This is a genomic window from Thermomonas sp. (assembly GCF_029945965.1).
GTDB lineage: Bacteria > Pseudomonadota > Gammaproteobacteria > Xanthomonadales > Xanthomonadaceae > Thermomonas.
In genome coordinates this window covers 280519-301428 of the sequence record NZ_JAQSDO010000006.1, presented here as the reverse complement: position 1 = coordinate 301428, position 20910 = coordinate 280519, and the positions used below count along the sequence as shown (strand labels likewise).

General features: G+C 62.5%; 13 protein-coding genes and 1 tRNA gene. 7 read left to right on the top strand and 7 right to left on the bottom strand.

Translation table 11 applies throughout. The features are described 5' to 3' along the window. Complete coding sequence (locus tag PSV05_RS02700; protein WP_300061043.1) at positions 1-3582, top strand: M1 family aminopeptidase; 3582 nt, start codon at positions 1-3, stop codon at positions 3580-3582. Positions 3583-3672: 90 nt separating this feature from the next. Here PSV05_RS02700 and PSV05_RS02695 read toward each other — a convergent pair whose 3' ends face one another. Beyond that, entirely contained in the window at positions 3673-4995 is a 1323-nt protein-coding gene (locus PSV05_RS02695; protein ID WP_300061040.1) for a DEAD/DEAH box helicase, read from the bottom strand. Between the two features lie 316 nt (positions 4996-5311). Between PSV05_RS02695 and PSV05_RS02690 the strand changes: the two genes are divergently transcribed. Further along, positions 5312-5662 carry a hypothetical protein gene (locus PSV05_RS02690; RefSeq protein ID WP_300061037.1) on the top strand — a complete coding sequence of 117 codons (351 nt, stop codon included), beginning with the start codon at positions 5312-5314 and terminating at the stop codon, positions 5660-5662. Positions 5663-5709: 47 nt separating this feature from the next. Here the strand turns inward: PSV05_RS02690 and PSV05_RS02685 are convergent, their stop codons facing one another. Further along, positions 5710-7098 (bottom strand): MBL fold metallo-hydrolase, encoded by a 1389-nt coding sequence (locus PSV05_RS02685; RefSeq protein WP_300061034.1) that lies wholly within the window; start codon positions 7096-7098, stop codon positions 5710-5712. Between the two features lie 114 nt (positions 7099-7212). Between PSV05_RS02685 and PSV05_RS02680 the strand changes: the two genes are divergently transcribed. The 5 genes from PSV05_RS02680 to dxs all read left to right on the top strand — a co-directional run bounded on the left by PSV05_RS02680 (position 7213) and on the right by dxs (position 16524). After that, positions 7213-8622 carry a pitrilysin family protein gene (locus PSV05_RS02680; RefSeq protein WP_300061029.1) on the top strand — a complete coding sequence of 470 codons (1410 nt, stop codon included), beginning with the start codon at positions 7213-7215 and terminating at the stop codon, positions 8620-8622. Next, positions 8622-10034 carry a pitrilysin family protein gene (locus PSV05_RS02675; protein WP_300061026.1) on the top strand — a complete coding sequence of 471 codons (1413 nt, stop codon included), beginning with the start codon at positions 8622-8624 and terminating at the stop codon, positions 10032-10034. The genes PSV05_RS02680 and PSV05_RS02675 overlap by 1 nt, the downstream gene beginning before the upstream one ends. Positions 10035-10071: 37 nt before the next feature. After that, entirely contained in the window at positions 10072-12168 is a 2097-nt protein-coding gene (locus tag PSV05_RS02670) for a M13-type metalloendopeptidase (RefSeq protein ID WP_300061023.1), read from the top strand. 208 nt (positions 12169-12376) lie between these two features. Continuing rightward, positions 12377-14455, top strand: coding sequence for a M13-type metalloendopeptidase (locus PSV05_RS02665; protein ID WP_300061020.1), 2079 nt, complete (start codon positions 12377-12379; stop codon positions 14453-14455). 158 nt (positions 14456-14613) lie between these two features. Then, on the top strand, positions 14614-16524 hold the full coding sequence (gene dxs, locus PSV05_RS02660) for a 1-deoxy-D-xylulose-5-phosphate synthase (RefSeq protein ID WP_300061018.1): 1911 nt from the start codon (positions 14614-14616) through the stop codon (positions 16522-16524). Positions 16525-16533: 9 nt separating this feature from the next. On the opposite strand, the gene PSV05_RS02655 is transcribed toward dxs, so the two are convergent. The 5 genes from PSV05_RS02655 to pheT all read right to left on the bottom strand — a co-directional run bounded on the left by PSV05_RS02655 (position 16534) and on the right by pheT (position 20907). Further along, positions 16534-17580, bottom strand: coding sequence for a TraB/GumN family protein (locus PSV05_RS02655; RefSeq protein ID WP_300061015.1), 1047 nt, complete (start codon positions 17578-17580; stop codon positions 16534-16536). A 135-nt stretch (positions 17581-17715) separates the two neighbouring features. Continuing rightward, positions 17716-17792: transfer RNA gene (locus PSV05_RS02650), tRNA-Pro, on the bottom strand. Positions 17793-17826: 34 nt separating this feature from the next. Beyond that, positions 17827-18183 (bottom strand): MerR family transcriptional regulator, encoded by a 357-nt coding sequence (locus tag PSV05_RS02645; protein WP_300061012.1) that lies wholly within the window; start codon positions 18181-18183, stop codon positions 17827-17829. Continuing rightward, a complete protein-coding gene (locus PSV05_RS02640; protein ID WP_300061010.1) occupies positions 18176-18478 on the bottom strand; it encodes an integration host factor subunit alpha in 303 nt (100 codons plus the stop codon). The genes PSV05_RS02645 and PSV05_RS02640 overlap by 8 nt, the downstream gene beginning before the upstream one ends. Positions 18479-18489: 11 nt before the next feature. Beyond that, positions 18490-20907 carry a phenylalanine--tRNA ligase subunit beta gene (pheT, locus tag PSV05_RS02635; protein WP_300061007.1) on the bottom strand — a complete coding sequence of 806 codons (2418 nt, stop codon included), beginning with the start codon at positions 20905-20907 and terminating at the stop codon, positions 18490-18492. Between the last annotated feature and the right edge of the window lie 3 nt (positions 20908-20910).

The window sequence follows — 20910 nt, the reverse complement described above, 5'->3', positions numbered from 1 at the left end:
GTGCTCGGTCACCTGCTTGCGTTCGAGCGGCAACAGCTGCTGCGCAATGGCGTGTTCTGGATCGCGCTCGTCGTGTTCGCGCTGATCGGCTTCGGTGCGATGGCGTCGGACAACGTCAGTTTCGGTGGCGGCGTCGGCAACGTCATGCGCAATGCGCCGACCGTGGTGCTCATGGTGTTGGGCACCTTCAGCGTGTTCAGCGTGTTGCTGGCCACCATCTTCGTCGCAGGGATCGCGCTGCGCGATTTCGAGCTGCGCACGGCGGAGTTGTTCTTTGCCACGCCAATGAAGCGTCGCGACTACCTGCTCGGTCGCTTTGGCGGTGGAATGATGGCCGCGGTCGCGATCATGCTGGCAATGGCCCTGGGATTGCTGCTGGGCTCGCTGATGCCGTGGCTGGACGCCAGTCGGCTCGGCCCGACGCCATGGGCTGCCTATGCCTGGACGTTCACGGTGCTGGTCATTCCCAACTTGCTGTTCGTGTCGGCCCTGATGTTCCTGCTGGCAACGCTCACCCGTTCCATGCTCTATACCTACCTGGGCGTAATCGCGTTTTTCGTGCTGTGGACGATGGCTGGCTACTTCACGCGTGACCTGGATTCGCGCTGGATCGGCAGCTTGATCGACCCGTCCGGCACTACCGCCATTGGCGAGCAGATTCGCTACTGGTCAAGCGCGCAGATGAACACGCAACTGCCGCGACTCAATGGAGAGCTGCTGGGCAACCGCGCACTCTGGCTCGGGCTTGCCGGGGTGTTGCTGTGGCTGGCGTTCCATCTTTTCCGCGTCGATCGCGAAGGCCTGGTGCTGCGCAAGCGCAAGGCCATTCGTGCCGATGCACCCATCAAACAAACCTCGCCAGTTCAGATTCCGCAAGTGGCGTTGCGCAGCGACGGACGTGCGCAATTCCGGCAGTACTTGCACCAGTCCTGGTTCGACCTGCGTGACACATTGAGCGGCGCCCCTTTCATCGTGATGCTGGTGCTGGGCTTGCTGTTGATGCTGGCAGCGCTCAAATCCAGTGGCGAGATATACGGCACCGCAACTTATCCGGTGACTGCGCAGATGCTGACGATCATCACAGGCGGCATGAGCCTGTTCCTGATCATCATCGTCACCTTCTACGCAGGGGAGATGATCTGGCGCGAACGCTCGCTGCGCGTCGCCGAGGCCACCGATGCCTATGCCGCGCCGAACTGGGTACCGCTTGCCGCCAAGCTGACTGCACTGATCGGCGTCATTGCCGTGGTGCTGTTGGCATGTGCGCTATTCACCATGGGATATCAGCTGGTCAACGGCTACAGCAATATCGAACCTGTGCTCTATGCCAAAGGCTTGCTGTTGCAGCTGGTGCCGTTCGTCTTCATGGCGGTGTTGGCGGTATTCCTGCAGGTGCTGAGCGGCAACAAGTTCATCGGCTACGTGCTGATGATTGGCTACTTGATCAGTCGCATGGCGATGGGCTTCTGGGACCTTGACCAGATCCTTTACAACTACGGCAAATCGTCGCCGACGCCGTATTCGGACATGAATGGCTACGGCCACTTCATCGGCCCGTGGCTTTGGGACCGCGCGTATTGGGGCGTGTTCGCAGTCATCCTACTTGGGCTCGCAGTGGCGTTCTGGCCACGCGGCACTTCGCTGTCCTGGCACGACCGGCGCAAGACGGCGAAACAGCGCCTGCGCAGCATGCCGCTGCGTGCCACGCTGGCAGTTGCAGTGTTGGCTTTCGTTGGATTGGGAAGCTGGATCTACTACAACAACAACGTCCTCAATCGCCACGTCCCGGGCGATCTGGCCAAGCAACAGGCGGCCGACTACGAGAAGGCCTTCCGCAAATACCTGGACCTGCCGCAGCCGCGGATCACCGACATCCGCGCCGATGTCGACATCTTCCCGGAAACCCGCACGGTGACCATTCGCGGCCATTACGCGATGCAGAACAAGACCAGCCAGCCGATCACGCAGCTGCACCTCACGATTGATCCACAAACCAAGGTCGAGCGGCTTGAGTTCCCCGCACACACACTGGTCAGCCGCGATGAGGTTTCCGGTTACACCATCTATCAACTGCAGACCCCACTTGCCGCGGGCGCGTCGATGGACCTCGACTACACGTTGCGCTTTGAGCCGCATGGCTTTCCGCTCAATGGTGGCGATACCGCGGTGGTCTACAACGGCAGCTTCTTCAACAACATGGCATCGTTGCCGCAGCTGGGCTACAACGCCGGCGCACAGCTGCAGGATCGCAACGACCGACGCAAGTACGGCCTGCCAGACCTGCCCCGCATGGCACCGATCGACGACCGCTCACAGTGGAACAACACCTATATTTCGAACGACGCCGATTGGGTGACGTTCGAGACCACCGTGTCGACCAGCAGCGGGCAAATCGGATTGGCGCCGGGCTACCTGCAGAAACAATGGACCAAGGACGGTCGCCACTATTTCCACTACAAGTCCGAAACCAAACTGATGCCTTTCTTCTCCTGGCTGTCTGCGGACTGGAAGGTCAAGCGTGACCGCTGGCAGGACGTGGCATTGGAGGTCTATTACGATCCCCAGCACTACTACAACGTCGAGCGGATGATCGACTCCGCGAAGAAGTCCCTGGACTACTACACGAGTAATTTCTCGCCCTACCAGTTCAAGCAGCTGCGCATCCTGGAGTTCCCCGGCTACGAATCCTTCGCGCAATCCTTCGCGAACACCATTCCGTACTCCGAGTCGATCGGCTTCATCGCCGACCTGCGCGACAAGAAGAACATCGACTACGTGTTCTACGTCACCGCCCACGAAGTCGCGCACCAGTGGTGGGCGCACCAGGTGACGGGCGCCAACGTGCAGGGCGCCACGATGCTGTCGGAGTCGTTGTCGCAATACTCGGCGCTCATGGTGATGGAACACGAATACGGCGCCCACAAGATGCGCAAGTTCCTCAAGTACGAGCTCGACAGGTACCTGAGCAGCCGTGCAACGGAGCGTCGCGAGGAAATGCCGCTGGCACTCAATGAGAACCAGCAGTACATCCATTACCGCAAGGGCTCGGTGGTGTTCTATGCACTCAAGGACGCGATTGGCGAAGACACGCTGAACCAGGTGCTTGCTGGCTTCCTGAAGAAGTGGGCGTTCAAGGGTCCGCCCTACCCGACCACGCGCGATTTCATGGCTGACCTGTACGCCGGGACCGATCCGAAGTTCCATCCTTTCATCAAGGATCTGTTTGAACGCATCGTGTTCTGGGACAACCGCGCGGTTGCTGCAACGGCGAAAAAACGTGCGGACGGCAAATACGTGCTGACGCTCAAGCTGCATTCGGCCAAGCTCGTCGCCGATGGCAAGGGCAAGGAGCATGACGAGAAGATCGACGAGCTGGTCGATATCGGCGTGTTTGCGCGCCCGCCGGGTGGTGACGAAGAGGACGAGAAGGTGCTGTACCTGCAGAAGCGCCATATCACTACGCCTGATACCACCATCGAACTGGTGCTCGACCAGGCGCCTTACGAGGCCGGCATCGACCCTTACAACAAGCTGGTGGATCGTGATTCCGGGGACAATCGCAAGAAGGTGACGGTGGAATAGCAGGGTGTCGCACGCGATCTGCAAACCTTTTCGCAGACAAAAAAAGGGCCGGCAATGCCGGCCCTTTCGTCTATCGGATGACGCTTGCAATCAGGCGCGCGAACCGCGCTTGCCGGCGTAGGCACCTTGGCCGGTGGGGCGATGTTGCTTCGGACCGGCATGGCCGGGGCGAGCGGCCGGGCGTGCATGCGGACGCGGGGCAGCACCCGGACGTCCTGGCGAACGCTGGCCACCGCCACCGCCGTTCTTCGGGATAGGGGTGTCCAGGCGGATCGGCTTGCTGGGCGCGAAGCCCGGCACCACGTCCATCACCAGCTCGACCTTCAGCAGGCGCTGGATTTGCCGCAACAAGCCACCCTCTTCCGGCGACACCAGGGTCAGTGCTTCGCCCTGCACGCCGTTGCGTCCGGTACGGCCGATGCGGTGCACGTAATCCTCGGCGACCATCGGCAGGTCGTGGTTGATGACGAGCGGCAGGTCCGGGATGTCCAGGCCGCGCGCGGCGACGTCGGTGGCAACCATGATCCGTGCCTTGCCCGACTTGAAGTCACGCAGGGCTTTCTGGCGTGCGGCCTGGCTCTTGTTGCCGTGGATCGCAACTGCCGGCAGGCCGGCTTCTTCCAGCTGTTCGGCCAGGCGATTGCAACCATGCTTGGTCTTGCCGAACACCAGCACCCGGTCTGTGTGGCGATCCGACAGGATCTTGATCAGCAGGTCACGCTTGCGCGAGCCATCGACCGGATGCGCGGTGTGGGTGATGGTCTGCGCGATCATGTTTTGCGTCGCGACCTGCACCTGCTGCGGGTTGTTCATGAACTCAAGTGCGAGCTGCTTGATCTGCGCTTCGAACGTGGCCGAGAACAGCAGGGTCTGGCGCTGCTTGGGCAGGCGGTTGAGCAGGCGCTTGATCGCCGGCAGGAAGCCCATGTCGAGCATGCGGTCGGCTTCGTCCAGGATCAGCACTTCAACGCCGTCGAGCTTGACGCTGCCGCGATCCAGGTGATCAATCAAACGGCCCGGGCAGGCCACCAGCACGTCCACGCCGCGACGCAGCTGGTCGATCTGCGGCTGCATGCCGACGCCGCCAAACAGCGTGGTCACATTGAGTTTCAAGTGGCGACCGTAAGTCTTGAAGCTTTCGGCGACCTGCACCGCCAGCTCGCGGGTCGGCACCAGCACCAGCGCGCGCGGCTTGCGCGGGCCGGCCGGCGGGGTGGTCTTGGACAGGCGGGTCAGGACCGGCAGCGCGAACGCCGCGGTCTTGCCGGTACCGGTCTGGGCGCCGCCCAGCACGTCATGCCCGGCCAGTACCAGCGGAATCGCTTCGGCCTGGATCGGGGTGGGGGTGATGTAATTGTTTTCGGCAAGCGCGCGCAGCAACGCGGGCGCAAGCCCGAGGGTTTCAAACGACATTGAAGATGACTCCGGTGTAATTCCCACGCGAAAGGCGTGGACGAACCCGAGCGTTTCCCTGTAACCGCGCTGCGAGTCGACGATGGCACGACGCCGGAGTTCCGGTGCCGTGTCTGCGCGACGAAAGGCGTGTGGGAGAAGCTGGCCGCCGGGGCGGCAGGCGTGACCGGGAAAACGATCAGCCGTGCGCAGAATGAGCGGCATCATACGCGAATCAAGCTGAATGCGCATCTTTGGGCGACCTCTGGGACGCATGACTCTTTTTTGACACCCATGACCATGCCACCCTAGGCACCAGTTCGAACAGGATGACCACATGAAGCCCGAAGCCCGCATCGCCCAACTATTGATGGCCAGCGTGTTCCTGGTAATGGGTGGCTATCGCCTGTGGCAGGCCATGCATGGCGCGCCGATTGCAAACGGCACCATGGTGTTCAGCGCGATCGAATTCGTGATCGGCCTGGCCTTGGCCTCCGGCTGGAGACTGCGCATGGTCGCCCTGCTCGCCGCTGCATTGCTGGTGGTCGATGCAGTGATGTCGCACCCGTTCTGGAAATTCGGCGGCGCCGAGCAGGCCGCCCAGCTGCTGCATTTCATGAAGAACGTCGGTTTCGTCGGTGGCTTGCTGTTGCTGTCATCGATGGCGACAGGTGGTAGGCGGCGCTGAGGGATCGCCGCGACTCTCCCGGGTCGCGGTGCGGCGCGACAAACCCATCAGACGTCGAGTGTCATGCCTGGCCGCGCCAGTGTGACATCAACCCCATCGCGCTCTCCGATCTCACCCGCCAATGCTTCGCGGGCCTTGTCTTCGCCATGCACCAGCACCAGCGCGGGCTTCGGTTGGAAATTACCGAACCATTCCATCAAACCGTTTTGGTCAGCATGTGCGGACAAGCCGCCAACGGTATGGACCTGCGCATTCACCCGGATATCGCGCTGGTGGATCCGCACCCAGCGGGCCCCATCGACCAAGCGCCGACCAAGCGTCCCGTTGCCCTGGTAGCCGACGAACACGACATGGGCTGCACGCCGGCCGAGGTTCTGGATGAGGTGGTGCAGGATGCGTCCGCCACTGGCCATGCCACTACCGGCGATGATGATCGCGCCATGTTCGATGCGGTTGATCGCCATCGACTCCTCGGTACTCGCGGTCGTATGCAGGTTTGGCAGGCGGAATGGGTTCGGGGTACCACGCCATATTTCCTGCGCCTCGGCATCGAACAGGTCATGGTGGCGGTCATAGACCTCGACCACCTTGCCCGCCATCGGACTGTCCAGGAAGATTTTCCAGCGCGACAGTTGCCAATCGTCCCAATGGCGTGCGAACCAGTACATGAGTTCTTGCGTGCGACCGACCGCGAACGCCGGGATCAACACATTGCCGCCATCGCGCCAGGCGGCATCCAGGATGCCGCCCAGTTCGACGATGGTCTCGGCGCGATCCTTGTGATTACGATCGCCATACGTTGATTCCATCAGCACCAGGTCGGCCTCGCTCACGGGAGTTGGATCGCGCAGGATTGGCGTGCCATTCGGGCCGAGGTCACCCGAAAACACCAGCTTCTTGCCATCGGCCCACAACTCCACGATGGCGGAACCAAGGATGTGCCCGGCATCCAGAAGGTTGAGCTCGACTCCCTCCAGGATCGTGGTCCGTGTCTCGTAGGCCAGCGGCTGCACCTGCTCCAGTACCGACTTCACGTCATCGCGGGTATACAGCGGCACCAACTCCCGCTCGCCGGCACGCCGTTTGCGGTTGAAGCGTTCGGCATCGCCCTCGGCGATCGAGGCGGCGTCCATCAGCATGATCGGCAGCAGGTCGGCCGAGGCCTGCTGGGTAAAGATCGGCCCGCGGTAACCACGCTTGACCAGCAGCGGTACCCGGCCGATGTGGTCGATGTGCGCGTGGCTGAGCACGACGGCATCGACCGATGCCACGTCGAACGGAAACGGATCGGCGTTGCCGGCTTCCATCTCGCGGCTGCCCTGACGCATTCCGCAGTCGAGCAGAATTTTCTTGCTGGAGCCTGGCTTGCCAGCGGCTTCGACCAGATGCATGGAACCAGTGACCTCACCTGCGGCACCATGAAAATGCAAGCGCATGTCTTTGCTCCAACTGCGGGAAAGCGCCGAGCGTAGCAGCGCCACGACTTTAGGCATGTGACGCCGACCTGCGCTTCGTGCAAGGTGGCGCGGATACGTCTAAGGGAAATACACATGCGCCTGCTGTCACTTGCCTGCGCGCTAGCGCTGGGTAGCACCTCAGTCATCGCCCACGCTGCCACGCCGCCTGCCAAGGCCACCGCCACCCAGGTGCCGGGCGCCGATGCGATCGTCAGCAAGACGCTAGCCAACGGGCTGAAGATCGTGGTGTGGCCCGACCACGACATCCCCAGCGCGAATTACTACACCTTCTACAAGGTCGGCAGCCGCAATGAACACGCCGGCATTACTGGCCTGGCGCACTTCTTCGAACACATGATGTTCAACGGCACCAGCACCCGCAAGCCGGGTGAATTCGACCGCACCATGGAGGCCGCCGGCGGCAGCAACAACGCCAGTACCAGCAGCGACCTAACCGTCTACACCGACTGGTTCCCGTCCAGTGCGATGGAGACGATCTTCGACCTGGAAGGCGACCGCATGGCGCATCTGGCGTTCGACCCGAAGGTGATCGAAACCGAACGCGGCGTGGTCTACAGCGAGCGCCGATCCAGCGTGGACAACGACAACTTCGGCACCCTGATGGAGCAGATGCAGGCGGCCGCTTTCACTGCGCATCCGTACCAGATCCCGACCATCGGCTGGCCGTCCGACATCGAGCGCTGGAAACTTGATGACCTCAAGCAGTTCTTCAAGACCTATTACGCACCGAACAACGCCGTACTGGTAATTGCCGGCGATGTCGAGCCGGCGCAGGTGTTCGCGATGGCGGATAAATACCTGGCACCGCTGTCCATGCAACCGACGCCGACGCCGATCACCACCATCGAACCTGAGCAACAGGGCGAACGTCGGTTGGTGGTCGAACGCGCCGATGCACAGTCGCCGATCGTTGCCTACGCGTTCCACAGCGGCATGGGCGCCGGCGACAAGCGCTATCCGGCGCTTGAACTACTGACCACGATCCTGGCCGAGGGAGAGTCCTCGCGGCTCAACCAGCGCCTGGTCGAACGCGAACAAGCCGCGGTGCAAGCCGGTGCGTTCGCCGACGGCGGCTTCGACCCCGGCCTGCTATGGGTTTACGCGATGCTGCCGCCCAGCTCTGACATTTCGCGGGACACGACCAAGGTCGAAGCGTTGCTGGATGACGAGCTCGGCAAGATCGTCCGCGATGGCGTCACTGCCGCGGAACTCGACAAGGCGCGCAACCTGAAGACATCGGCTTTCTGGCGCGGCATGGCCACGATCAACGGCAAGGCGCGCGAGCTGGGCACATACGAAGTGTTCAACGGCGACTACCGCCAATTGTTCGATGCGCCCGCCGCATACGAAGCAGTCACCGCCGCCGATGTCCAGGCGTTGGCGAAGCAGATCCTGCGTGTGCAGAACCGTACGACTGGTCTACTGAAACCAGTCACGGCTCCACCTGCTACCCGGCCCGTCGCAACCAAGGAGGGCAAGTAATGAGCCGCCACGCATTGATTCGTACGGCCACCTTCGCAGTCGTCGCGTTGCTTGGCTTCAGCGGTATCGCTAACGCAGGCGACATCCGCCTGCCCGACTTTCAGACCGTGACCCTGGACAACGGCGCTACCGTGTTGTTGATGCCACGCAAGGACGTGCCACTGGTCGCTGCCTCGGTTGCGGTGCGTGGTGGCGCGCTGGCCGATGCCGCCGGCAAGGAAGGCACCGCCGACCTGCTCGGCGAGTTGCTGTCCAAGGGCGCTGGCACCCGCAATGCACTGGAATTCGCGCAAGCGGTCGACGGGGCTGGCGGCAGTCTGGACTTCGGGAGTTCACGCGAGGCGATCACTGCCAATGCGGAGTTCCTGTCCAAGGACGCCGGACTGATGCTGTCATTACTGGCAGATGCATTGGTGCGCCCCAAGATGGACGCTGCCGAGTTCGGCAAGCTGCGCAAGCGCGCGATCGACGGCATCGCCAATGCCAAGGATTCCGACCCGCGCCAGCTCATCGGCATCTACACAAGCGGCTGGTTGTTCCGCGAGCATCCCTACGGGCGTTCGACTGGCGGTGATGAAACCAGCCTGGCCACGATCTCGATGGCTGACTTGCAAGCCTTCCGCCAGCAGCAGATGGGCGGCGACCGGCTGCTCATTGCGATTGCCGGTGATTTCGACGCAAAGGCCGTCACCGCGCAGGTCAAGCAGGCGTTCGGCAGCTGGGCCAAGGCCAGCGGCAGCCTGCCAAAGATCGCCGCAAAGACTCGGGAAACCGGCCGCCGCGTGCTGCTGGTCGACAAGCCCGGCGCGACCCAGACCTACTTCACCTTTGCCAACATCGGCAGCCAACACGGTGACCCGGCAGAAGCTGCGCAAGACCTGGTGCAGACCGCATTCGGCGGGCGCTTCACCTCGATGATCAATACCGAACTTCGAATCAAGTCGGGCCTGAGCTACGGCGCCAATTCACGAATCGACCGACCGCGCGCGCCGGGCGCATCGAGCATCAGCAGCTATACCAAGACCGAATCGACCAAGGCGGCGATCGATCTTGCACTGGCCACGCTTGATGGCCTGCACACGGCGGGGCTGGATGCCGCTACCATCGACTCCGCCAAGCACTACATCGCCGGCCAGTTCGCACCTGATTTCGAAACTGCTCCGCAGCTTGCCGGTAGCCTGGTCGAGCTGAGCCTTTACGGCGACCGTCGCGACACCATCGACGACTACCTGGGCAAGGTCTCGGCGGCAACGCCAGAACAGATCGCCGATGCGCGCAGCGTGTTCGCGCCCAGCCAGGACCAGGTGCTGGTGGTGATCGGCGATGCCGCCAAGATCCGCGATGTCATCAAAACCTACGGCCCGATGACCGAAATGAAGATCACCGATCCGCACTTCAGCCCCGCACGCTGAGCCGAATCCCTTTTCCACATCAATCGGAGTCCCATCGATGAAGACGCCCAAGACCCTGCTGCTGTCGCTCGCCATCACGGCAGCACTGACTGCCTGCAACAAGCCCGCCGACGCGCCTGCTGCGGCCGGTGATGCAAAAGCCACGTCGCCCACTGCATACACATTGGACGAATCCAAACTGCCGTCGGTGATCCATTTTTCGCCTGACGACCTGGACAAGAGCAAGGACGCCTGCAATGACTTTGGCGGTTACGTCAACGACAAGTGGATCGCCGCCAACCCGATCCCGTCCGACCGCAGCAGCTGGGGTCCGGGCGCGGTACTGGCCGAGCGTTCGCTCGCGATCCAGCACCAACTGGCCGAGCAATCCGCGGCGGACGCCAAGGCCACCGGCATCGACAAGATCGTCGGCGATTTCTGGGCAACCGGCATGGACCAGCAGAAGATCGATGCGCAAGGCATATCGCCGCTGAACGACCGGCTGGCGAAAATCGACGCTGTGACTGACGCTGCCAGCATCGCAAATTACCTACGCACGAGTGCGGCAGACGGCGAGAACGACCTGTTCGGATTTGGCCCCGAAGCCGACTTCAAGAATTCGTCGATGAGCATCGCCTACGCAACCCAGGGCGGGCTCGGACTACCCGACAAGGGCTACTACTTCGACGCCGACAAGAAGGACAAGCTGGATGCCTACAAGGCCCACATCGCCAAGGTGCTGGAGCTGTCCGGGGCGAAAGCCGAGGACGCAGCCAAGCAGGCCGACGCCGTGATTGCATTCGAAACTCGTCTCGCCAAGGCCTCGAAATCCAGCGAGGAAATGTCGCGCGACGTGTCGCTGTACTACAACCCCGTGTCACCGGCTGATGCCGACAAGTTGACGCCGAACTTCTCGTGGGAAGAATTCTTCAAGGCGCAGGGCGTCGAGACACCCAAGATGTTCTCGCTGGCGATGCCCGACTTCCATGCGGAGGCCAGCAAGATGATTGCGGACGTTCCAGCCGACACCTGGAAGGCGTTCCTGCGCTACCACACCGTCGATGGCGCCTCACCGTACCTGAGCGAGCCCTTCGTGCAAGAGCACTACGCATTCCACAACCAGGCGATGGCCGGCCAGAAGGAACAGAAGGCCCGTTGGAAGCGCGTGTTGGGTGCGATCGAGGAAAACGCCGGCGAGGCCATGGGCCAGTTGTACGTCAAGGTCGCATTCCCGGCGGAGTCCAAGGCCAAGATGGAGTCACTGGTCAAGAATCTCGGCGTCGCGCTGAAATCACGCATCGAGAACCTGGCCTGGATGAGTGACGAAACCAAGAAGAAGGCATTGGAAAAGCTGGCCACGTTCGAGCCACGCGTCGGCTATCCGGATAAATGGCGCGACTTCACCGGCCTGCAGACCTCGCGCGACAGCTACATCGGCAACGCACTGGCCGCATCTGCGTTCAACTACAAGTGGGCGCTGGGCAAGATCGGCAAGCCGGTGGACAAGACCGAGTGGGGCATGACGCCGCAGACGGTCAACGCCTACTACAACCCGCTGGCAAACCAGATCACCTTCCCCGCCGCAATCCTGCAGCCGCCGTTCTTTGATCCGAACGCCGATGCGTCGATGAACTACGGCTCGATCGGTGCGGTGATCGGCCACGAAATGACTCACGGCTTCGATGACCAGGGCAGCCGCTTCGGACCCACTGGCAATTTCGAGAACTGGTGGACGCCCGCCGACGCAAAGGGCTTCGCCTCGCGCACCGACAAGCTGGTCAAGCAGTTCGACGCCTACGAGGCGATGCCGGGCCTGCACGTCAACGGCAAGCACACCTTGGGCGAGAACATCGCCGACCTTGGCGGCCTGGCGACGGCCTACGATGCGATGAACCTGGCGACTGCAGGCACGCCCGATCCGAAGACCGACGGCTTGAGCCGCGATCAGCGCTTCTTCCTCAACTTCGGCACCAGCTGGCGTTCACAGATGACGCCGGACGTGACCAAGCTGATTGTGGCGTCGAACGAACATGCGCCACCGCAGTTCCGGGCGGTTGGTGCACCAGCCAACCTGCCCGCCTTCGCCGCCGCGTTCCAGTGCAAAGCCGGTGACGCGATGATGCGTGGTGGCGATCAGCAGGTCGTGATCTGGTAAACCATTTGGCGCCCGGCCCCGTGGCCCCACCTGAAACGACAAGGCCCGGTTGAACCGGGCCTTGTTTGTTCATGGCCAAGGCAGGTACGCCTGCCAGCGGTGACCTCCGGCACCCGCCAAAACCACACCGAGCGGCTACAGTGTTCTGTTGCCGCGCATCCGAGCGCCGCACGTTTTTCATCCTTTCCCGTCACTGGAGCCGTATTCCGTGAAGACACCCAACACCCTGCTGTTGTCGCTTGCCATCGCCACCGCCCTGTCCGCCTGCACCGGCAACAAGGCGCCAGCCGCCGATGCGCCTGCGCCGAAGGCCGAACTGCCACCGCTCGCCGGCTTCAAGATCAGCGATCTGGACACCAGCAAGAACGCCTGCACCAACCTTGGCGATTTCGTGAACAGCAAATGGCTGGCCGCCAATCCGGTGCCGGGCGACAAGACCGCCTGGGGCAGTTTCGAGATGCTGGACGAACGTTCCGAGGCCGCCAGCAAGGCGCTGGTCGAAACCGCTGCAGCGAAGAAAGAGGCCGGCGGGCTCGAGAAACTCGTAGGCGACATCTACGCCACCGGCATGGACGATGCCGCGATCGAAGCCGCTGGCATCACCCCGCTCAAGCCCATGCTGGATCGCATCGACGCACTGAAGACCCCGGCCGATATCGGCGGCTACCTGCGCGATGAATTCGCCGCCGGGCGTGGCGAGGTTTTCAACTTCTACCCCCAGGCCGACTTCAAGAACTCCGACATGGTGATCGCCTATACCGACCAGAGCGGGCTTTCGCTGCCGGAGAAGGCCTACTACCTGGAAGATGGCCCGGACGGCAAGTACAAGACCATCCGCGAAGCCTTCGTCACCCACATCGCCAAGCAGCTTGAGAACGCCGGCGTCGTCGCCGATGCCGCCCAGCAGCAAGCCAAGGACGTGTTGGCGTTCGAGACCCGCCTGGCCAAAGCTTCGTTCTCGCGGATCGAACTGCGCGACCCGAAGCGGCAGTACCACCTGGTCAGCGTGGCCGATGCCGACAAGGCTTCGCCGAACTTCAGCTGGTCGCAATTCTTCGCGGCCAACAGCCTGAAGATCGAGAACTTCTCGCAGTCGCAGCCGCAGTTCTTCGTCGAGTTCAACAAGATGCTGACCGACGTGCCGGTGGCGCAGTGGCAAGCCTACCTGCGGATCAGCGCGATCGACGGCATGGCGCCGTACCTGCCGTCGAAGTTCAACGACGAGCGCTTTGATTTCTACTCGAAAACACTGCGCGGCCAGAAGGAACAGAAGGCTCGCTGGAAGCGCGTACTGGACACCGTGGAAGGCAGCAGCGGCGAAGCACTGGGCCAGCTGTACGTGAAGGAATATTTTCCGGCTGAATCCAAGGCGGCCATGGAGAAGCTGGTCGGCAATCTGCGCGACGCCCTCAAGGTGCGGCTGGAGAAGCTCGACTGGATGAGCCCGGAGACCAAGGCCAAGGCAATGGAGAAGTGGGCCAGCTTCAAGCCCAAGATCGGCTATCCGGACAAGTGGCGCAGCTGGGACGGCCTGGCCACCAGCCGCGATGGCTACGTGCAGAACGTGCTGGCCGCATCCAAGTTCAACCATGCCTTCGAAATGGGCAAGATCGGCAAGCCGGTTGATCGCACCGAATGGGGCATGACCCCGCAGACGGTGAATGCCTATTACAACCCACTGATGAACGAGATCGTGTTCCCGGCCGCGATCCTGCAGCCGCCGTTCTTCGATCCGAAGGCCGATCCGGCGCTGAACTATGGCGGCATCGGCGCGGTGATTGGCCACGAGATGATGCATGGCTACGACGACCAGGGCAGCCAGTTCGACGCCAAGGGCAACTTCAACAACTGGTGGACGGACAGCGACACCAAGGGCTTCAAGGAGCGCACCGCCAAACTGGTCAAGCAGTTCGACGGCTACGAGGCGATTGACGGCATCCATGTAAAGGGCGAGTTGACCTTGGGCGAGAACATCGCCGACCTTGGCGGCCTGACCGTGTCCTACGACGCACTGCAGAAAGCATTGGCCGATGCCGGCAAGTCAGGCGACGACAAGGTCGACGGCTACACCGAGAACCAACGCTTCTTCTTGAATTGGGCCACCGTGTGGCGCCGCAACTTCACCCCGGACGAGCTCAAGGTGCGCCTGAACACCGATCCGCACGCCCCGGCGAATTTCCGCGCGATCGGTACCCCGTCCAACCTGCCCGCCTTCGCCGCCGCATTCAGCTGCAAGGCTGGCGACGCGATGGTCCGCCCGGACGACAGCCGCGTGGTGATCTGGTAATTCAGCACCAGCGCACCTCCCCCGCGTGGTTGCAACAGAGGCCCGGATTGTCCGGGCCTTTCTTTTGAACAACTCGCTGCCCGGCATGTCCTGGCCTTTGTTTTCAACAGCTCGCCGTCTTCATTGCCCACATCGGCCCCCGGCGCGACAATAGCGGGATGATCGATGCAACCCGTTACCCCCGGCTATCGAAGATCGACAGCCCCGCCGACCTGCGTGGCTTCGATGCGAGCGAACTACGCGTGATCGCCGACGAACTGCGCGCCTACCTGATCGAATCGGTCGGCAAGTCGGGCGGACACTTCGGTGCCGGCCTCGGGGTGGTCGAGCTGACCACGGTGCTGCACTACCTGTACAACACTCCGGACGACCGCATCGTCTGGGATGTCGGCCACCAGTGTTACCCGCACAAGATCCTCACCGGCCGACGCGACCGCATCCATACGGTCAAGCAGAAGGACGGCGTCGCGCCGTTCCCGAAGCGCGAGGAAAGTGAATTCGATACCTTCGGCGTCGGCCATTCCTCGACCTCAGTCTCGGCCGCGCTCGGCATGGCCATTGCCAATGCCCGCGCCGGCAACGAGCGCAAGGTCGTGGCGGTGATTGGCGATGGCGCGATGACCGCAGGCATGGTCTACGAGGCGCTCAACCACGCCGGCGGCATGGACGAGGAACCCAACCTGTTGGTGATCCTCAACGACAACCGGATGTCGATCAGCGAAGCGGTCGGTGGACTCACCCGCATGCTTGGCCGGATGACCGGCAGCAAGACGCTGAATGCGTTGCGCGAAGGCGGCAAGAAAATCCTCGGTGACAAGCGCAGCAGCGGCACAGCGCGCTTCGTGCGGCGCTGGGAGGAACACTGGAAAGGCATGTTCGTGCCATCCACCCTGTTCGAGGAAATGGGCTTCCACTACACCGGCCCGATCGATGGCCACGACACCGAAGCGCTGCTCAACGTACTGACCACGCTGAAAGGCATGAAGGGTCCGCAACTACTGCATGTCATCACCACCAAGGGCAAGGGCTACGAACTCGCCGAAGGCGACCAGATCGGCTACCACGCGGTGTCGCCGTTTGATCCCGCAAAAGGCCTGGTCAGCAAGCCCGGCGCGAAGAAGCCGACCTATACCGACGTGTTCGGCGACTGGCTGTGTGACATGGCCGCAGCCGACGACAAGTTGCTCGTGATTACCCCGGCGATGCGCGAAGGCTCGGGCCTGGTCCGCTTCAGCAAGGAATACCCTCAACGCTATTTCGATGTCGCCATCGCCGAGCAACATGCGGTGACGCTTGCGGCGGGCATGGCCTGCGAAGGTGCCAAACCCGTGGTCGCGATCTATTCGACCTTCCTGCAACGCGGCTACGACCAGCTGGTGCATGACGTCGCGATCCAGAAGCTCGACGTGTTGTTCGCGATCGACCGCGGCGGCGTGGTTGGCCCGGATGGCGCAACCCATGCCGGCAACCTGGATCTCAGTTACCTGCGCTGCGTGCCGAACATGGTGGTGATGGCGCCCGCCGACGAGAACGAATGCCGCAAGCTTCTGACCACTGGCTTCAAGCACGTCGGCCCAGCTGCGGTGCGCTATCCCCGTGGCACCGGTCCTGGCGTGGCTATCGAGACATCGCTAGATACGCTGCCGATTGGCAAAGCCGAGCTACGCCGCAAGGGTTCACGCATCGCCCTGCTCGCCTTCGGCGCACTGGTGCCGGCGGCTGAAACCGTTGCCGCCGAACTTGGCCTGAGCATTGTCAACATGCGCTTCGTGAAGCCGCTGGATCGCGCGCTATTGCTGGAACTTGCGCAATCGCACGCGGCCTTCGTTACGCTGGAAGACAACGTCGTGGCCGGTGGCGCCGGATCAGGCATCGCCGAACTGCTCAGCGATGCCGGGATTACCTTGCCGATCCTGCACCTGGGCCTGCCGGATGCATTCCAGCATCACGCCAGCCGCGAGGACCTGCTGGCCGAGGCGGGGCTGGATGTCGACGGTATTCGCGCCGCGGTTCTTGCGCGCTGGCCGCAGGCGCATGCTGCAGAACAGGCTCGCACAGCGGCGCGTTGATCTCACTGCTTATTCGTCAGGCGCCAGCACCATGTAGCCCTTGGCCTTGAGCTTGGCCAGGTAGCCATTCGGGCCAAGCATGTCCTTCATGTCGAGGGTAGCGAACGTCACCGCATTCTTGTCCAGGGCAGCCTCTGCGGCAGCCATCCACTTCGCCCCCACCTTCTTTTGCGCGTCGCCGAAACCCAGTCGCTTGCCGATGCCGGCCTCGGTAATCGCACTGCTGCACGCTTCCCACTGGTAGGGCGGTGGCAGCGCCTGCAAGGCGGCCATGTCGCCGGTCGCCCATGCGTTCGCGCGCAACCGCATGGCATCGAGATCGGTTTCAATCTGGGTCATTGTGTTGTCGAAGCAGGCAAGGTCGTCCAGCGTGGTCCGCTTGAACTCTTTGACGAGAGGTTTCGGATCGGTGACCACGATCTCCTCCTTCACCATCGTGACGCTGGGGTGGTGGGCTTCGATCGCCCTGTTAATCGTCGGCCAGACGGATTTTCCGTTCTCCAAGCCGGACTTCTTCATCGCATCGTTGTAGAGCTCTAGTGCCGCGAACATCGGCCGCCACTTTTCGATACCGCGATCACTACCGATGTAGCGCGTTTTCAGTGCCTTCCAGCGCGCATAGGACTGCGGCGACACTACCTGTTCAAGTGTCTTGTCGTCCGGGTTCTTGCGTACACCCAGCAATGAAGGCAGCAGCGTCAGCGACTTGAAGAAGCCGACCTTGACCCCTAACTGCACCGACGGCGGGCGAATCACCTCCTGTGCGTTGGCGATGACGTCTTCGACCTGCTTCGACTGCCACTGCATCTTCGCCGGCAACGGATTCAGCGTCCCCAGGATCCACAGGTCGTGACCACCCTTGCGCACCAGCCACAGACCCGGGCCAGGCTGCTCGCCGATGACGATGACGGTTTCTTCGGTTCGGATGCCATCGGCTCCCACACCCGTTGCAACGGGTATCGCCGGATTGGCGTCGACCGGCGGCGACTGCACTTGCTGTGCATGAACAGGTGACACCAATGCCAAACACAATCCCAGCATCAACATGCGTCGCATCCGAATTCCCAATGGGCAGAGACAAGTGCCGCAGTGTGACTGCACGCACGCAATGAAGTTCGACCGCACACTGAACCGCGTACCGATTTCCAGAAACAACAACGCCCGGCTTGCCGGGCGTTGTTGTTTCTGATTTGGTCGGGGTAGCCGGATTTGAACCGACGACCACTTGTCCCCCAGACAAGTGCGCTACCAGGCTGCGCTATACCCCGATGACAGGCGGGGAATTATAGCCTGCCCGGCAACTCAGCGACGCAGCAGTTGCAGGACTTCTTCCAGCTCCATCCGCACCTGCTTGGCGATCTGGTTGCTCAATGCCGATTCCTGCTTTGCTCCGTCGCCTTCAAGGCGCAGGCGCGCACCACCAATCGTGTAGCCCTGTTCGTACAGCAGGCTGCGGATCTGCCGCACCATCAGCACGTCATGGCGCTGGTAGTAGCGCCGATTGCCGCGACGCTTGGCCGGCTCCAGGCTCGGGAACTCGGTTTCCCAGTAACGCAGCACGTGTGGCTTGACGTCGCAGAGCTCGCTCACTTCACCGATGGTGAAATAGCGCTTGGCCGGGATCGGCGGAAGTTCGCGGTTACTGCCCGGATCAAGCATGGTGGACTCCGCCGAAAGCTTCCACGCGTTCCTTCAATTTCTGACCGGGTCGGAAGGTCACCACGGTGCGTGCGGAAATCGGGATTTCCTGACCGGTCTTCGGGTTGCGGCCAGGCCGCTGGTTCTTGCGGCGCAGGTCGAAGTTGCCGAAGCCTGACAGCTTGACCTGCCGTCCATGCTCCAGCGCCTCGCGCAATGCATTGAAGAATGCGTCGACGAATTCCTTCGCCTCACGCTTGTTCAGGCCAACGTCCTCGTACAGACGTTCCGCCATTTCCGCCTTGGTCAACGCCATTGCTGTCCCCTTCAGCGCCGGATGGCCGCTCCGTGTTCCTGTTCCAGCGCGGCGACCACTTCGGCCACCACCGCCTCCACATCGCGGTCTATCAGGGTGCGCGTTTCATCCTGCAAAATCAAGCCCATAGCGAGACTCTTGAATCCGTTTTCCACGCCCTTCCCGGCATAGCGGTCGAACAGCCGCAACTCGCGCAGTGAGTGCCCCGCAGCCTGCCTGACAGTCGTCTGCATGGCCTCCCAGGACACCGATTCCGCGACGACGAACGCGAGGTCCCGGCGGACGGACGGATACTTCGACATCGCACCTGCGCGTGGCAGGTCGCGGGCGAGCAACAGGTCAAGATCGAGTTCGAAGGCAAGCACATCGACATCGATCCCGAGTGCCCGCTGCAGGCGCGGATGCACCTGACCGATCCAACCGATGCGCACGTCGCCGCCGGCTTCGTCCAGGCGATAAACATCGGCGGAACGTCCGGGATGCGCGAACGCTTCACTGGATGCGCGATAGTCGAGCACCGCACCAGACAGCGCAGCCAGGCTGTCGAGGTCGCCCTTGATGTCGTGGAAATCCAGCGCGTGCACTGGCACGCCCCATTGCTCGGCTGTGGTATTGCCACAGGCCACGGCGGCAATCCGGCAGGTTTCGCGAGGCGCCTGACCGACTTCGGCCATGGCGAAGGTCTTGCCGATTTCGAACAGGCGCACGCGCGATTGCTGGCGCGCGACGTTGCGAGCCAGTGCTGCCACCAGCCCCGGCAACAACGAAGGCCGCATTACGCCGAGTTCGGCACTGAGTGGATTGGCCAGCGTCACGCCCTGCCCGCCAAGTGTCCATTCGCCCAGCTGCGCGGCATCGACGAAGGCGTAATTGATCGCCTCCAGATAATCGCGTGCGACCAGTTGCCGGCGTGCGTCGTGTTCGCTGCTCCGGGTTTGAACGGACATTCGTCCGTCAGAAGCGACGCTGGGTGCCACCAAGCGCGTGCCACCGCCTGGCAGCGTCACCGGGATCGCGTCATAACCATGGATGCGAGCGACTTCCTCGATCAGGTCTTCCTCGATCGCCAGATCAAAACGACGTGCCGGTGGCGTGACCATCCAGCCATCGGCCTGCACGACCACATCCAATCCGAGTGCGGTGAGGATGCGCGTTACTTCGCCATCAGCAACCTGCGTCCCCAGCACGCGGGCCAACCGTGTGCGGCGCAACTGGATCGGACTCGGCTGTGGCAGGTATTCGGGCAGGACAGCCTCGATCACCGGACCAGGCGCACCGCCGGCGATCTCGACTATCAGGCGCGAGGCATGTTCGATCGCAATACGTGGCAACTCCGGATCCACGCCACGCTCGAACCGATGCGCCGCATCGGTGTGCATGCCCAGTTTGCGACTGCGGCCAATGATCGCCGACGGCGCAAAGTGTGCGGCCTCGAGGAACACATTCCGGGTCGTGTCGGTGACGCGCGTATCGAAGCCGCCCATCACGCCCGCAAGCGCGACCGGACGGTCGGCGTCGGTGATCAGCAGGAATTCGGGATCAACCACGACATCGCGACCATCGAGCAACTTCAACGATTCGCCTGCGCGTCCGCGACGCACGCCGACCGGACCCGTGAGCAGGTCGCGGTCGAAGGCATGCAACGGCTGCCCGAGTTCCAGCATCACGTACTGGGTGACATCGACCAGCAGGCTGATCGGACGCACGCCGCTGCGGCGCAGGCGTTCGGCCATCCATAGCGGCGTCTTCAGCGTGGCATCGAGCCCTTCGATGATCCGCCCGATATAGCGAGGTGCATCGCTGCCTGCGTTCAGTTCGACCGGCAGCGTCGCCTGGTGTAAAGCCGGCATCGGCACGCTGTCCAGCGCCTCGACTTCGCAACCGGTAGCAGCGGCAACATCGAACGCGATCCCGCGCACGCTGAAACAGTCGGCGCGATTCGGGGTCAGTTTCAGTTCGAAGCTTGTATCCGGCAACCCGAGATACTCCGCCAACGGCGTGCCCACTGGCGCATCCGCTGGCAGTTCCAGCAGGCCGGATGCATCGGCATCGATGCCGAGTTCCTTTGTCGAACACAACATGCCATTGGAGTCGATGCCACGCAGCGTCGCCGCCTTGATCGTCAACTCGCCGACCCGGGTGCCGATGGTCGCGAGCGGCGCAACCAGGCCCGGACGCGCGTTCGGTGCGCCGCAGACGACCTGCAGCAACTTGTCGCTCCCCGCATCGACCTGGCAGACCTGCAGCTTGTCAGCCTGCGGGTGCTTGGCACATCCGACGATGCGCGCGACCACGACGCCGTCCAGCGCCGCGCCGAGCACGGTCATCTCTTCGACCTCCAAGCCAATGGCAGTCAGCGTCGCCGCGAGCTCATCGCGCGTGGCGGATGTCTTGACGTGTTGGCGCAGCCAGTTTTCAGGGAACTTCATGCA